We start from the raw sequence: 15,631 nt of genomic DNA on the forward strand, positions 1-15,631 counted from the left end.
TAAGTTTAAATAAAGTTATAAGTGGTAAAGTTAATATACATTCAACTTAAGGAGGAATTTATAATGAGTAAATTTGACGAATTTAAAGACCAAGCTGAAGACAAAGTGAATGAAGTGAAAGATGACAAAGAAAAACAAGAAGAATTAAAAGATAAAGCAAAAGATAAAGCGAATGATTTAAAAGACAAGTTTTAAAATATAGTCACTACGGTGATCATGTTGCCCAGAACATTAATAATGTTCTGGGCGTTTTTATGATTAACATGAACAGTGACATAGAGTCTTTAACATACTTAATGAGTACATTTTATTCTACTAATCAACATTATCAAAGGTGCAGTCACTAAATTTATTAATAAAACAGAGATTATGGAAGTCAGCCATAATCTCTGTTTTATTTTATTAGGTATTATACTGTTGTTGTGACGCTTTTTTGCCATGTACGAAATAATAAACACAAAGTGATACGATAACGAGTAGTCCCATGACAATATATAAATAACGATAACCAATAAATGGAATAATGAAGCCTAAAATAAATGGTCCAATACCAGCACCTAGATCAGCAAACATATAAAAAGTAGATGTGGCTAGACCAATTTTTTCTTTTGGTGACTGTTGGATAGCAATGGCTTGCGCACTAGGGATAACTGTACCGTAGCCAATACCAATAAAGATCGCAGAAATAAATAAAACAATACTACCATTTGTCATTCCTAGCGTTATCAACCCGATGATAAAACTAACGAGTACTGGATACATAATTTTATTTTCTCCGTATTGATCAAAGATTTTTCCAGTAATAGGGCGTGTAACAAATGTACTTACGGCGTAAACTATAAAAAAGAAACTGGAAGCGGCTGCCAAATCAATTTTAGCAGTGAAAACAGTCATAAATGATAGCACACTAGAATAGGCTATACCTACTAAGGCTGCGACCATTGCAATAGGTAGTGCTTCTTTTTGAACATAAGCTTGTATTCCAGAAGGGCGTGTTTTGTCAGTTGATGGTTTAGATAAAGGTAATTTTTTAATACTTAACGCAACAACAAATGCTAGTAAAATAACAATCAAGCAAAGTAAAAAGTTTCCTTGATAGCCTAAATTTTGATTGATAATAATACCAGCGAATGGACCGATAGCAGAAGCTACTGTGACACTTAAAGCATAATAGCCAATTCCTTCGCCTTTACGATTTTCGGGAATAATACGCGAAGACATAGTACCAGTTGCAGTGGATGATAAACCAAATGCAACGCCATGTAATAAACGAACTATCATTAAAATAATTAGACTGTGTATAGCAAAATAAAATGCTACCGTAACAATAGAAAATAAAATGCCACCTAACAAGACGTTTTTAGGTTGCATATTATCTATAATTCTTCCGGCAAATAATCTACCAAACAGCATACCGATGATAAAAATACCAGCTGCCAATCCTCCCATACTTTCGGAAGCGTTATATTTTTCTATTGTGAATACAGTAATGGACACAATAAGCGCATAATGTATGAGATACATTAAAAAATTAACAATAGTAATAAAGATAAAATCTTTAGACCATAGTTTGTCATACATAGTAAGACCTTCCTTTTAGTTGTAATATCAAAACAATTAATATTATAATAATTAAAATATACTTATGTATAATTGGAATTTGTGATATTAATATAAGTTTTACTAAAGTGAGGGGATTTGGTGAATTTTGAGCAACTGGCATATGTCAAAAAGATTTACGAAATGGAGTCTATGATTCATGCTGCAGAAGCGATTCATATTAGTCAGTCAGCTATGAGTCAATCATTAGCGAATTTAGAACAAGAACTAGGTTATACATTGTTTCATCGTTCACGTAAAGGGACGTTACCAACGCCAGAAGGTAAACAATTGATACCCTTTATTATTGATATTTTAGATTCGCGTGACAAGTTGTCAGCAGAAGTTGAAGCGATGACTTCTCATTTGAAAGGATCTTTAATTATCGCCACTATTCCTACTTTATTCAATAAAATTATCCCTAAGGCATTATCAGCATTTAAGAAAGATTACCCACATATAAATGTTGAAATTTTTGAAAGTTCACGTGAAGATATCATCCGGTTGGTAGAAAATAATGAAGTAGATATTGGTTTAATAGGTATTCGTGATAATGAACAACTTAGTTCAACTATAACCTTGCATTCATTAAATCGGACTAGTGATTTTAAATTAATAGTGCCCAAAAAATCTAAATTGGTGTTAAAAGATGTAGTGAGTTTAGAGGAAATACAACAATATCCATTTGTTTTATATGATCGTAGTTTTTATCAACATAATTTTAAAGAATTTGAAGAGGTTTATGGCCCATTAAAAATTGTGTTTCGCACAAATAACCCAGGAGTAGTGCTACGTACAGTAGCTGAAGGTTTAGGTGTTAGTATTGTGTCGAGTTTAATGTTGGAAGAAGATTTATTAATTGAAAGTGGAATGATTGAACAAATACCTATTGGCAATCCTTTTGACTATTATATTTATTTCACCGCTCTGACTAAAGGAGTGCAAAATAAATATTCTGTGGCAAATACCTTTATTACTTATATAAAACAGTAAAACATCAAGGTATCGAGCAAAAAACGCTCGAACATCATTGATGCATCCAGTTCATAGACTTTCGATGAAGTACTAACTTTGTTGGCAGTTTTTGTGCACGCTTTCCGCGGGCACTTCCTCAGCCTGTAGTCTTCGGCGAGTGCTATTCCCGCAGGAGTCGGCCCAAATCACTGCCAATATTATTTATTTTATTCATAATCCATTTGGTATTACAGAAATAATAGCTAAAGTGGATTTCCATGCAAGCATCAGTTATATTTTTAGATAATACACCACATTTAGTAACTGTTCAGTAACAAACGATACACGTTGTTGTCACAATACAGATTTCTGTCACACTCCGCAGACTGTCAGCAGAGTTTCCAACTTTGTTGGCAGTTTTTGTGCACGCTTTCCGCGGGCACTTCCTCAGCCTGTAGTCTTCGGCGAGTGCTATTTCAGCAGGAGTCGGCTCAAGTACTACCAATGATAAATGACCGCTGTTATTTAATACATTAATTAATATATAAACAAATAACCCTTAGGCGAATTATCACCTAAGGGTTATCGACAGTCTGAAAGTACTACTGTGCTTCGATTTTCGTTAAAAATTGATAGAACTGCTGTATTGCTGATAATTGTTGATTACATTTCGTACTGTCTAAACAAATGTAATCACCTTTTTTAGTATAGCGCCCATCACTAGTAGCTTTTGTTTTTCTTGTAAATAACGTGACGTTGGATTGTTTATTACATATGGCACAAAATCCTTTGACGGTATTTTGTGTGATATCGCCATAAAACCCTTGAAGTTGATGATTATTATCATAATATATGATGTACTTACGATTTGATGCGATATCGTTCCAGCCGATGTACGTACTTTCTAATAAGACCTCATCACTTATGAATGGCGTTTTTAATTTTTTTACTTTTTTAAAAACGCGTTCGACTTGTTTTTTGGTCGGATGTTCAAAAGGAATAACATAGGACTGAAATGATTTGAGTACCTTTTCAGCTTGTGCTGTGGAACACTTTCTATTCATTAGCACTTCAATACTGTTAGTAATTTCAGAATTTGTGCTTGGGAAGGTTTGAAGTATGTCTTCTCGTACGGCTTCTTGAATAGATGTTACTGTTTTAGGGTCATTCACTGAATGATAAACATTGAGTAAATGTGCTATTTTATCTGCAATAAAGTTATATTGATATGGATATAGATTAAGATTCATTTTTTATTTTCCTTTCACAAAATATATTTTTAGTTAAGGTAATACTTTGTGAAAAGCGAATGATTTACAAAGCATTACAAAATGCATTGTGTATTAAGCATGTAGCATTTAGGTGCAACATATCATCATCTCCAATTTGAATGTTAAGTTGTTTATATCAAGATAGTTAACCATTGTCAACAGCGCGATAATTGTGAGATAAATCAGTCATTAGACTTGTGATTTTGAAAGTGGTACAATTTAATAATTGCTATTATGACGAGTATAAAAGACTGTCATTTCAAGGCTTATTACAATTGTATTTTCGCGGTTCTTCAGCTGTTCAATGATAGTCAGCAACACGAAATTACAACTACAGAACGCTTATATTTTTAAAGCTGAGGCCAACAATAAAAATTTAATAAAAGAGAGAAGGGTTTTTTTGGCTGAAAGTGAAAAATTTAATTTAGGCAAAAACATGCCACTATTTATTGTGCTATTATCTGGTGCTTTTATTACTATATTAAACCAGACATTACTTGGTACTGCACTTCCACCTATTATGAAAGACTTGCAACTATCTAATAGTACCGTGCAATGGTTACAATCTGTTTTTATGTTAGTTAACGGTATTATGATTCCAGTGACAGCGTTCTTTATTGAACGTTTTACGTCGAGGCAATTGTTCTTATCAGCGATGGGGATATTTACAGTAGGTACATTAATTTGTGCAATTGGGCCTAATTTTAGTATTTTATTAATCGGTCGTATCTTACAAGCAGCAGGTGCAGGTATTATGATGCCACTGATGCAAACAATTTTATTCTTATTATTCCCAGAGGAAAAACGCGGAACAGCTATGGGATTATTCGGTTTAGTTATCGCTTTTGCGCCAGCGATAGGGCCTACATTATCAGGAATTTTAGTAGAGTTCTTTACTTGGAGAAGTGTTTTCTATGTAATTTTACCAATTGCGGTAGTTAATATTATTACTGCGTATTATTTATTATCAAATGTTACAGAGTTAACTCATCCAAAATTAGATAAACTATCAGTGCTTTTATCTACAGTTGGTTTTGGTGGTTTATTATACAGCTTTAGTACAGTAAGTGAAGCTGGATTTACGAGTCTGCGTGTTATTATCACATTAATTATTGGTGTCGTAACATTATACTTCTTTATTAAACGTCAATTGAAACTCAAAGAACCTATGCTTGAATTTAGAGTATTTAATTATAATATTTTTACCATTGGTACTATTTTAGGCATGTTCGTCTTTGCAGTAATGATTGCCACAAATATTATTTTGCCTCTATATATGCAAAATATGTTACAACTTACAGCATTAGAATCTGGTTTAGTCTTACTACCAGGTGCAATAGTTATGGGACTTATGAACCCGATCACCGGTTACATGTTTGATAAATTCGGTGGTAAGTGGTTGGCACGAATTGGTTTATTACTATTAGCATTATCTACCTTGCCATTTACATTTTTAACTAGTCATACTAGTGTTACGTATTTAACTATAATGAACAGTATACGTATGGTTGCTATTGCAATGGTTATGATGCCTATGACAACTTTAGCAATTAATCAGTTGCCAAAACAGTTAATACCACATGGTACAGCGATGAATAATACATTTAGACAGATGGCAGGTGCTATCGGTACAGCTGTATTTATTACTATTATGTCATTAGCTGCAGTATCAGATGGTGGAGCAGAAGGTATTATTCACGGTGTGAACATTTCATTCATAGTAGCCACTATCGTAACATTCTTAGCTTTTGCATTATCATTTAAACTACATGAAGGTCCTAAAAAAGTTAAGAAAATGCAAAGTTAATGAGCGGTAAGTTGATAGTTGTAGCTTTCAAACAACATATTTCGTCGGATGGTTAGTACACAATTTGTGCTAATATCTACAATAAAAAGGATGACTTTTACGTGATTAACGTAGAAGTCATCCTTTTTTTATAATATATTTTTTAAGAGTAGCCTGTTAACTGAGCAATAATTAATGCGATGACTGATATACCGGCCCAAATAATAAATAGTGGGAAAAAGAAACGAATCCACTTAGTATAAGATACACCGCCAATTGCTAATGCTGCCATAAAGTAACCACTTGTTGGATAAAACACGTGTGTAAAGCCATCACCTAATTGGAAAGCGAGGACAGCTGTTTGTCGCGTAATACCTAACATATCGGCTAATGGAGCCATGATAGGCATAGTTACTAATGCTTGACCACTACCTGAAGATATAATGAAATTAATTAAAACTTGTACAGCATACATACCAACGGCAGCTACCGTTGGTGTGGCGCCATCAAGTACAGAACCTAAGCTGTGAACAATCGTATCCATAATTTTACCATCTTCAAGTACAACGGCGATGGAACGGGCTAAACCGACAATGATTGCTCCCATTAAGACATCTTTAAAACCATCATTAAAGGCTTCGCAAATCTCTTGAGTGTTGAGTCCAGTGATTAAGCCGACGACAATACCCATAACAATGAAAAGTCCTGACATTTCGACCATGAACCAGCCTTGTGTGGTAACACCGTAAACTAAAACTATAAAGAAAAGTAAGACTACTGCGATACCAATTTTTTGACGTTTTGTTGCCACAAGTGGTTGATGTTGCGTAATATCTTTATAAATTTTACGTTTTTCTCGATCCTCTTCATAAACTAAACTATACGAAGGATTACTTTTTACTTTTTTGGCATGTCTCATTATAAATAATACGGTAACTATAATAACAATTACGAATAAAACTAGTCGAAAACCTAAACCTGAAAAGACGGGAATACCAGACAATTTTTGTGCTAAACCTGTGTTGATTGGATTAAGTACCCCTATAGTAAAACCTACTACCGTACCACACAAAGCAATAGCACTGGCCGTAATGGAATCATAACCAAGTGCGATGATTAACGGTAAGATAACTGGTATGTATACGAGTGATAGTTCGGCTGTACCAATTAAAGTAGCAATAATAGCAAATGTAATAGTTAAGACAGGAATAATAAAAATACTTTGATTCATAAAGCGACGTGCTAATTTATCGACCCCTATTTCGATAATGCCAGTACGACGTAAAACCATAAACATACCACCGATTATTAAAGTGAAGAATACAATTTCTCCAGCTTCTATCAAACCTCTAGGTATGATTGTAATGAAATCGATAAGACCAATTGGATCTGATTGTACATATTTAAACGAGTCAGCGTCTACCATTTCTCGTCCCTCTGGACCTTTTACACGTTTGAATACACCAGAAGGTATTAAATAAGTAGAAATGGTAGCAATAACACCAAAAATAAATAGTAACACATAAATATGTGGCATCTTCAGCCATTTTTTAGGCTGTTTATGACTATCATTTTGTTGTGGTAACTTAGACATTGTTTGTCATCCCCTTTGTTTATAAATTTTAATAAAAACAATTTATTAAAAACAAATATTAGCACAATATTTTGAATATTATAATGAAGTGTATTTTAATTTAAAAATATATAGTCAAATAGTAAAAATATTTAGAATTTTTGTTTTTACTGCACAAAATTGGCTGATTGTTGCTACTGATGCATTTTTAATAAGATGCTGAAATAAATTAATTCAAGTATTTATGTTCACTCACAGTATACAAAATCTGCTTTTTATTCTATAATAATAGTTGAAATGAGTTAAATGTTCATATGAGAAATACATTGCATTTTAGCAATAGACAGGGAGAGAGAGAAATGAAAAAAATTATGATTACTGGTGCACTAGGGCAAATAGGTACTGAATTAGTAGTGAAATGTAGAGCATTATATGGTAATGAAAATGTATTAGCTACAGATATTAGAAAACCAGAGTTAGATTCGCCTATTATGGAAGGGCCGTTTGAAATTTTAGATGTTACAGATCGTGATCGTATGTTCGAGTTAGTAGAGACATTTAAAGTAGATACGATGATGCATATGGCAGCTTTATTATCAGCTACAGCTGAGAAGAATCCTTTATTTGCTTGGGATTTAAATATGGGTGGTTTAATGAATGCTTTAGAAGCTGCACGAACTTATAATTTGAAATTCTTTACTCCAAGTTCTATAGGAGCATTTGGACCATCAACGCCAAAAGTAAACACGCCGCAAGTGACTATTCAACGTCCGACATCAATGTATGGTGTCAATAAAGTAGCAGGGGAATTACTTTGTCAGTATTACTTTGATAAATTTGGTGTTGATACACGTAGTGTTCGTTTTCCTGGGTTAATTTCACATGTTAAAGAACCAGGTGGCGGTACGACTGACTACGCAGTTGAGATATATTTTGAAGCTGTGAGAGAAGGAAAATACACGAGCTTTATAGCTGAAAATACATTTATGGATATGATGTTTATGGATGATGCCATCGATGCTATTATTAAGTTAATGGAAGCTGATGGTGTAAAACTAATTAATCGTAATGCATATAATTTAAGTGGAATGAGTATCGAACCGGAAATGGTAGCAGCAGCGATTAAAGAATTTTATCCAAATTTTGAATTAGCTTACGATGTGGATCCCACAAGACAAACCATTGCAGACAGTTGGCCAGATAATATAGATGTGAGTTGTGCTAGAGCAGAGTGGGGCTTCGAACCAAAATATGATTTGACTGCAATGACTAAAGTGATGTTAGAAGCTATTGAACATAAAGAAAAAGTAAAAAAATAAATGCAACATTGCGCTAACAATATTTAGCGCGACGTCAAACTGTCGACCAAGTTTCTAACTTTGTTGGCAGTTTTTTGTGCACGCTTTCCGCGAGCACAGCCTCAGTCTGTAGTCTTCAGCTAGTGCTATTCTCGCAGGAATCGGCTTAAAGTACTGCCAATATTATAAAACACATAAATTAAACAATAGCTATATTTATTCAAATAATGAGTCTTTATTATTTAAATGAATGATGCCTTTCGGATATAGATGACATATGTCTGATGCTTCAAAATGTAAAATATATTCTTTGTTACATGAATGTTGTGAAAATAAAATTGCCATAATGCAAATGCGGAGCCATGTCGGGCGAGATGATTTTGCTCATCGTCGAAGATTTGAAATTTGTAGATATTAAATGACAATGTCAAACAGTAAAAAGAAGGTTTGGTGATACGAAAGATCGGCTTGATATGAGATGGATATGATACAGGGGAATAAAAAAGTTCTCGTGTCTAATATACTCATTTGTGCAGCCTTAAATCTTAAAAAAGGAGATGTGGCTGATAAAAAAGTCGGTTTTGATTTGAAATAACATTGCTATTCAATAAACTTAATTAATAGGTATAAATAAACAAACCTTAGGCGAGCGAGCTAGCACCTAAGGTTTATCTACGTTTTGACAGCGCGCTAAGAATACTTAGAGTGCTATTTATTTCATAATTGTACAGAATATTTAAGTGATATTTTTGCGGACACTTCAACAAAATGTGCATAATAACAATTAAGCGTGATGCCAAAGCAGCTTATATGTACATTGACAAGAACATGAACTTGTGAAATCAAGAGGATGATGTGGTTTGATCTATGCTGTAATTTATAATTAGGTTGGTTTTCATATCAACTTTTTAGTTCTTTATTTTTTTAAATCCTTTTATAATTAGTGGGTAAAATAAAGCGAGAATCGTCATTAAAGTTAATACAATGCTAATAGGTGAGCCTAAGAAAATATCACTGACATTGTTATTACTAACGATTAAACTTTTACGGAAATTTTGTTCCATATCAGAACCCACAATAGTCGATAGAATAAGTGGAGCGATTGGAAAATCTAATAATTTTAATGCTAAACCAACGATACCAAAAATTATTAAGATGTAAAAATCAGTTACACTATAACCTAAAGTATAAGTACCTACAAAAGCGAGCACTAAAATTATTGGATATAAAATCTTTGGCGGTGTACGTAATATTTTTAGTAGTAAACCGATAAGAGCAATATTTAAGATAACTAAAAAGATATTGCCGATAAGCATACTATTAACTAATGTCCAAACCGTTTCAGGTTCGTTTTCAAATAACAAGGGACCAGGTTGTAGTCCTAACATGATAACAGCACCTAAAATAACGGCAGTTGTTCCTGATCCAGGGACACCCATCGTCAGTAATGGAATTAATGCACCTACTGAAGCCGCATTATTGGAAGCTTCAGGTGCTGCTACACCTTCGATTTGTCCTTTACCAAAGTTTTTGCCATTTTTAGAAATTTGTTTTTCTGTCGAATAACTTAATAATGCTGCAATTGATCCCCCAGCACCGGGTAAGACACCGATGAGAAAGCCAATAGGGCTCTGACGCAACATCGCCATACGTGTTTGTTTCCAGTCTTTTTTAGATAATTTCATTGAGCCGACATCTGTTTTTGGAGGCTTTAAAGCATGCAAATTTAAGTAGTTAAACAACACCTCGGCTACAGCATAGACGCCAATAATAACGACTAAAAAATCAATGCCTTCACTTAAGTGTGGAATATCAAAAGTAAATCGGTAGATACTTGTTTGTAAATCTACACCAACTGTACTAATCATTAAACCGATTGCCATGGCTATAAAACCCTTGACCATCTTGCCTAAGGATAATGTGACGATGGCAGACAGGGTAAAGAGAAATAATACAAAGTATTCTCGTGGGCCAAATTCTAAAGCAAAATTTGACAGTGGTTTAGCCAGTAATATAAAACCTAATACTGCAACGATACCACCAAATAATGATGCGATAGCAGAAATAGTTAAAGCCTTTCCAGCTTCTCCATTTTTGGTCATTGGATAACCGTCAAATGTTGCTGCTATCGCAGAACCATCACCAGGTGTATTCAATAAAATGGAGCTACGAGAGCCACCAAACATGGCGCCATAGTAAATGGCAATCATTAATATTAAGGCACTCACAGGTTCCATGCCAAATGTTACAGGTATCAACACTGCAACTGCTGTTGCTGGACCTAAGCCGGGTAACATGCCTACTACAGTACCTAAAAAACCTCCAATAAGTACCCATAAAATATTTATTGGGTGCAAGGCTGTTGACAAGCCTTCCATAAAACTATTTATATCTATTCCCATAATGTTACTCCTCCTTAAGGTAAGCTAACGTCAAGTAATTGTGAGAACGTGTACCATGTAATTGCTGAAAATATAATGGTTACTAATATGTTTTGCAACCAGCGTTTAAAGCCGTTAATTAAGAATAAAACAGCTCCTAAAAATAAAATCGTTGAAGTTAAAAAACCAAGCGGTTCGAAAAGAAATGCATAAATAAGCGCGAATATAATTGTGAAAATAATTCTAAGTAAAGTTGCACGTTCCAGTAATTGTGCAAAAGCAGTAAAATTTTCACTTCTTTTACGAAATTCTTGGAAAAAATAAATCGCACTCATAACAATTAATAAGATTGAGATAAGTAATGGGAAATACATTGGGCTATTTGGATCACCAATATTAGATTTAGGTAAGTTTAATGTGAAAATAAGGTAAACTAAGCCAAATAGCAATAAAATTATGGGGAAAATGAGTCTAGCCATGAAATGTCCTCCTTATTTGAGTCCTGAGTCTTCTACAAGTTTTTTATATTTTTTACGTTGTTCTTTTAAGAAACGTTCGCTTTCTTCGCTATCTTTATAGAAATTCTCCCAATCATTATTTTGACGTATCGTTTGCCATTGATCAGATTCAACAATTTTTTTCATTGTTTTATCCCAATAGTGACGTTGTTCGGCGTTCATATTTTTAGGGCCCATCACGCCACGCCAATGAGGGAATACTACATCCAATCCTTGTTCTTTCCAAGTAGGAACATCTTCAATCCCTTCAATTCGTTTATCTGATGTTACTGCAAGCATTTTTAATTTGCCTGTTTGATGCTGTTCTTTTACTTCTGATACTGCAGTTGAAGCAACGTCAACGTGCCCCCCGAGTAAAGCTGTTTGTAAATCGCCTCCACTTTTATAAACTAAAAAGTCCAATTTATCGACATCTACACCAGATGCTTTAGCAGCTTGGACAAATGCTAAATGATCATTATTACCTAAGCCTGGAGCTACCCCAATCGTTAATGATTCAGGATCTTTTTTTAATTTATCCATAACTTCTTTACCTGATTGCAAATTGGATTGTTTTGAAGCGGTTAAACTAATCCACTCAGTTGCCATAATGGCAATAGGTGTGAAATTATCAGTACTTAAATCACTTAAATCTAATTCTTTATTAGATAATAATAAGCTTGAGTTAATAGCAATAGTGTTCGGATTACGTGATTTTAAATATTGCCAACCCACTTCACCACCACCACCAGGTTTGTTAATCACATTAACATTTTGTGAGGTTAGATTTTCATCAATCATTATTTTTTGAATAGCTCTTGCAGTAGTGTCCCAACCACCACCAGGTGAAGCAGGTGCTACGATTTCTACTGTTTGATTTGGAAATTTCTCATCTGAAGCACTTGTCTCAGATTTTTTACTGCAAGCTGATAAAATGAGAAATGCACTTAATATAAGACATAATATTTTTTTCATAAAAAACCCTCCCTCCATTTATTGAAAACGTTTGCAAACTACATTAAATGTTATCAGAATATTCAACAAATTCAACAGTTAATTTTACTTTTTTATCTTGTGAAGACAGCTGGGGATGAAAAAAATTTTAATTGCTAAAAAAATGGGGTGTTCTTCTTTGCCAAGTACGATTAGGTGTATCAATGTTTGAGTTCATCATAAGTCAGTGCAGAAGATGATATGACAAAAAAGAAGTGAGACAGAAAGCTAATTTTATTAAAAGATTTCGTCGTCTCACGTCGGTTAGCATTGAAAATTTGATTTGTAACCCATTCTCAGTTCAGACATCTACCGACAACATAAATGGAGGCTAGGACGAAATAATTTTGTCCCAGCCTCGTTTCTAAATTAGAAAATTATTTATTTATAGTCTCTTTACGATATTGTCGTTTAGCTTGTAATTCGATACCAAGATATTTTCGTTCTCGGTTAGCATCTTTATAGAAGGCAATCATCATTAAAATAACTACAAAACTAAAAGGTAAGGCAGAAATAATAGCGGCTGATTGCAATGCATCGAGGCCCGTAGTACCACCAGCTAATAATAGTACGTAAGCAATGGCTGATAGAGATACGCCCCATACAATTTTGACGAAAGGTGAAGGGTTTAATCGGCCATATGATGTTTGCATACCTAAAACGAATGTAGCAGAGTCCGCAGATGTAATAAAGAATGATGCAATAAGTGCTAATGCAATAATAGATAGGACAATACTAAAAGGAATTTCATTGAAAATGCCAAATAGTTGCGTTTCTGGAGGCATTTTAAAAATCGCATTATGTGATTGACCAGCTTTAATACCTGTAGCTCCAAAAGTACTGAACCAGATAAAGCTTATTAATACAGGAACACCTAACACTGCAGCTGAAAATTCTCGGATAGTGCGTCCTTTAGAAATACGAGCAATGAAAATACCTACGAAAGGACTCCAGCTCATCCACCAACCCCAATAGTAAATCGTCCATGTTTCTAGCCAATCTGATTTTTGTTTGTTGAGTGGAGCAACATCTAGACTGTTATAAATCAATGTATTTAAATAGTCACCGATACCTGAAGTCATCATATTTAAAATAAATAATGTTGGTCCAACGATAAACATAATAAGGAGCAACAGCCCAGCTAAAACCATATTTAAATTACTAAGATACTGGATTCCTTTGCTCAACCCACTCCATGCACTGTATAAGAACAGTACGGTAACGACTAAAATAATAATTCCTTGAATCCCTTTATTATTTGGAATACCGAATAAGTAATTTAAGCCACCGTTAATTTGTATAGCACCAATACCTAATGATACAGCGACACCGATAATAGTGGCGAATACGGCTAATACATCAACAGTAACGCCGAGAGGGCCTTCTACTTTGTTACCTAGTATAGGACGTAAAGTTCTAGAAATTAATCCATTTTCACCTTTTCTAAATTGTGAATAAGCCAAACCAAGTGCAACAATGCCATATACTGCCCATGGATGAAAACCATAATCTAAAAATGAAGATCTAAATGCTTCTGTCATGGCAGCTTTCGTTTCTGGAGAGGCCGTAGGTGGAGCTAAATAATGTGCAATTGGTTCTGAAGCGCCGTAAAAAACTAGGCCAATCCCCATACCAGCACTAAAGAGCATGGCTAACCAAGAAACTGTGCGGAATTCTGGTTTGTCCCCAGGTTTTCCTAAAGTTAATTTGCCAATAGGGCTAAATATTAAGAACACTGCAAATCCTAAAATGACAGTGTAAAGTAACATATAATACCAACCAAATGTTTTTGTTATCCAAGTTGAAATAATCCCTGTGATTCCCCCAAATGCAGTAGGGAATATTGCCCCCAAAATAACAAGTAATCCTACGATTGAACTTGCATAAATAAATACACTAGAAAATTGTCTTTCTGTTTTAATTGTTTCCACATCCCTTAAATATTAAAGATTTCAAAGACGTTGTATAGGATAACATAATGACATTTTAGTTCAACCATGTAATCAAGACTTAAACAAAGTATAATGAAAAAATAATGGTTCAAAATTTAAAATAATAGAAATAAATTGTATGGCTATTTTTGACAGCATGTAGTTGATACACTCAACAATATATAGATATGTGAAACATTTATGGATTGTAAGGCAACACCCCTGCTATTAAATAGAGAGTATAGATACTAATATAATTGTAGTACAGACTCGAAAATAAATGAGGTTATCACAAATACTGTTAGAGTGTTACGTATCACCCGGTGAACTAATGAATTGTTAATTATTTGCAATAACTAAAGTGAAATCATTAACATAAACAGCGCTCCCAGTTATTTTTACGTCAAAGTTATTGTCATTAGTAATGACTTCGACTATGACTTTCCCATCTTTACTAATTTCTTGTCCTTGTTCTATAACAAATCTTTGAACGCCTCGGTCAAAAGGTTTTATATATTTTATAAAATATGCGCCCATCACTCCAGAAGCAGTACCAGTAACAGGGTCTTCTATAGTTCCTGAAAAGGGTGAAGAAAAATGTCTTGCGTGCATATCTGTGTTGGAACTATAAGTCTCAACGCAAAATGGGTGTACGGATACTTTAGGTTTCTGCTGTAAGATAGACGGAAATAGTTGATTATTGGGTTTCATATTTTTAAATATATCAATGCTTTTTATGGGAACAAGTAATGTCCACACACCAGTACTTCCATATACAATAGGAAATTTATCATCTAAATCACTTTCTGCTATACCTAATGACTGGGTTAAATCCTTCTTCGATCCTAAAAACGCTTCAAATTGAGGTGGTGCATGTTGCATAGTGATATATGCTTCTCCACTAGGGGACTTGCTTATACTAATAGGTAATACACCAATATTTGTATCGATTGTAATCTCAGTTTTATTTGCAATTAATCCTTTTGTTGTTAAAGCATAAATAGTTGCAATAGTCGCATGACCACAAAGATCCATTTCATGACCAGGTGTGAAATAGCGTATTTTAAAGTCTGCTTTCGCAGATTTGCAAATAAAAGCAGTTTCATTAAAACCAACACGTGATGCAATGTTTTGCAGTTGTGCATCTGTTAAATTATTGGCATCTAGTACAATACCAGCTGGATTTCCTTTGTTAGGCTCGTTACTAAATGCATCGTAGTGATATACTTGAACTAATTTCATTATTATCTCCCTGTGATTTCGCATAAATTATAATCAAAATGCTAACGAAATATATTTTTATTTGCAATTGTTACTATAAAAGTTATTGTATAAAAACAAACTTTTT

Annotated in this window: 12 protein-coding genes; 4 read left to right on the top strand and 8 right to left on the bottom strand. The window is 33.9% G+C overall.

Annotated elements, in window-relative coordinates; all coding sequences use genetic code 11:
- The first annotated feature begins 63 nt into the window (after positions 1-63).
- Positions 64-195 (top strand): hypothetical protein, encoded by a 132-nt coding sequence (locus JVU85_RS14040; protein ID WP_002509501.1) that lies wholly within the window; start codon positions 64-66, stop codon positions 193-195.
- Positions 196-402: 207 nt separating this feature from the next.
- On the opposite strand, the gene JVU85_RS03945 is transcribed toward JVU85_RS14040, so the two are convergent.
- On the bottom strand, positions 403-1,581 hold the full coding sequence (locus tag JVU85_RS03945; protein WP_021459871.1) for an MFS transporter: 1,179 nt from the start codon (positions 1,579-1,581) through the stop codon (positions 403-405).
- A 120-nt stretch (positions 1,582-1,701) separates the two neighbouring features.
- Here JVU85_RS03945 and JVU85_RS03950 point away from each other — a divergent pair, with 120 nt between their 5' ends.
- Positions 1,702-2,592, top strand: coding sequence for a LysR family transcriptional regulator (locus JVU85_RS03950; RefSeq protein ID WP_107373973.1), 891 nt, complete (start codon positions 1,702-1,704; stop codon positions 2,590-2,592).
- A gap of 563 nt (positions 2,593-3,155) precedes the next feature.
- On the opposite strand, the gene JVU85_RS03955 is transcribed toward JVU85_RS03950, so the two are convergent.
- Positions 3,156-3,803 (bottom strand): FusB/FusC family EF-G-binding protein, encoded by a 648-nt coding sequence (locus tag JVU85_RS03955; RefSeq protein ID WP_021459873.1) that lies wholly within the window; start codon positions 3,801-3,803, stop codon positions 3,156-3,158.
- Positions 3,804-4,260: 457 nt separating this feature from the next.
- Between JVU85_RS03955 and JVU85_RS03960 the strand changes: the two genes are divergently transcribed.
- The gene (locus JVU85_RS03960; protein WP_376786825.1) at positions 4,261-5,631 is read left to right on the top strand and encodes an MDR family MFS transporter; all 1,371 of its coding nucleotides are present in this window, start codon (positions 4,261-4,263) and stop codon (positions 5,629-5,631) included.
- 142 nt (positions 5,632-5,773) lie between these two features.
- Here the strand turns inward: JVU85_RS03960 and JVU85_RS03965 are convergent, their stop codons facing one another.
- Complete coding sequence (locus tag JVU85_RS03965; protein ID WP_021459875.1) at positions 5,774-7,204, bottom strand: YfcC family protein; 1,431 nt, start codon at positions 7,202-7,204, stop codon at positions 5,774-5,776.
- Positions 7,205-7,542: 338 nt separating this feature from the next.
- Here JVU85_RS03965 and JVU85_RS03970 point away from each other — a divergent pair, with 338 nt between their 5' ends.
- Positions 7,543-8,502 (top strand): L-threonine 3-dehydrogenase, encoded by a 960-nt coding sequence (locus JVU85_RS03970; RefSeq protein ID WP_021459876.1) that lies wholly within the window; start codon positions 7,543-7,545, stop codon positions 8,500-8,502.
- Positions 8,503-9,389: 887 nt separating this feature from the next.
- Here the strand turns inward: JVU85_RS03970 and JVU85_RS03975 are convergent.
- The 5 genes from JVU85_RS03975 to JVU85_RS03995 all read right to left on the bottom strand — a co-directional run bounded on the left by JVU85_RS03975 (position 9,390) and on the right by JVU85_RS03995 (position 15,525).
- The gene (locus JVU85_RS03975) at positions 9,390-10,883 is read right to left on the bottom strand and encodes a tripartite tricarboxylate transporter permease (protein ID WP_021459878.1); all 1,494 of its coding nucleotides are present in this window, start codon (positions 10,881-10,883) and stop codon (positions 9,390-9,392) included.
- 14 nt (positions 10,884-10,897) lie between these two features.
- The gene (locus JVU85_RS03980; protein WP_002509508.1) at positions 10,898-11,341 is read right to left on the bottom strand and encodes a tripartite tricarboxylate transporter TctB family protein; all 444 of its coding nucleotides are present in this window, start codon (positions 11,339-11,341) and stop codon (positions 10,898-10,900) included.
- Positions 11,342-11,353: 12 nt separating this feature from the next.
- The gene (locus JVU85_RS03985) at positions 11,354-12,334 is read right to left on the bottom strand and encodes a tripartite tricarboxylate transporter substrate binding protein (RefSeq protein WP_021459879.1); all 981 of its coding nucleotides are present in this window, start codon (positions 12,332-12,334) and stop codon (positions 11,354-11,356) included.
- 395 nt (positions 12,335-12,729) lie between these two features.
- Positions 12,730-14,283, bottom strand: coding sequence for a BCCT family transporter (locus tag JVU85_RS03990; protein WP_021459880.1), 1,554 nt, complete (start codon positions 14,281-14,283; stop codon positions 12,730-12,732).
- A gap of 339 nt (positions 14,284-14,622) precedes the next feature.
- Entirely contained in the window at positions 14,623-15,525 is a 903-nt protein-coding gene (locus JVU85_RS03995) for a PhzF family phenazine biosynthesis isomerase (RefSeq protein ID WP_021459881.1), read from the bottom strand.
- Positions 15,526-15,631 lie beyond the last annotated feature (106 nt).

This window comes from Staphylococcus sp. GDY8P72P (assembly GCF_016890655.1).
Classification (GTDB): Bacteria; Bacillota; Bacilli; order Staphylococcales; family Staphylococcaceae; genus Staphylococcus; species Staphylococcus arlettae.

What these genes read in the sequence shown, in the direction of transcription:
- JVU85_RS03975 (WP_021459878.1), bottom strand. Translation starts at nt 10,883, where the DNA reads ATGGGAATAGATATAAATAGTTTTATGGAAGGCTTGTCAACAGCCTTG.
- JVU85_RS03995 (WP_021459881.1), bottom strand. Translation starts at nt 15,525, where the DNA reads ATGAAATTAGTTCAAGTATATCACTACGATGCATTTAGTAACGAGCCT.
- JVU85_RS14040 (WP_002509501.1), top strand. Translation starts at nt 64, where the DNA reads ATGAGTAAATTTGACGAATTTAAAGACCAAGCTGAAGACAAAGTGAAT.
- JVU85_RS03945 (WP_021459871.1), bottom strand. Translation starts at nt 1,581, where the DNA reads ATGTATGACAAACTATGGTCTAAAGATTTTATCTTTATTACTATTGTT.
- JVU85_RS03960 (WP_376786825.1), top strand. Translation starts at nt 4,261, where the DNA reads ATGCCACTATTTATTGTGCTATTATCTGGTGCTTTTATTACTATATTA.
- JVU85_RS03970 (WP_021459876.1), top strand. Translation starts at nt 7,543, where the DNA reads ATGAAAAAAATTATGATTACTGGTGCACTAGGGCAAATAGGTACTGAA.
- JVU85_RS03955 (WP_021459873.1), bottom strand. Translation starts at nt 3,803, where the DNA reads ATGAATCTTAATCTATATCCATATCAATATAACTTTATTGCAGATAAA.
- JVU85_RS03985 (WP_021459879.1), bottom strand. Translation starts at nt 12,334, where the DNA reads ATGAAAAAAATATTATGTCTTATATTAAGTGCATTTCTCATTTTATCA.
- JVU85_RS03980 (WP_002509508.1), bottom strand. Translation starts at nt 11,341, where the DNA reads ATGGCTAGACTCATTTTCCCCATAATTTTATTGCTATTTGGCTTAGTT.
- JVU85_RS03965 (WP_021459875.1), bottom strand. Translation starts at nt 7,204, where the DNA reads ATGTCTAAGTTACCACAACAAAATGATAGTCATAAACAGCCTAAAAAA.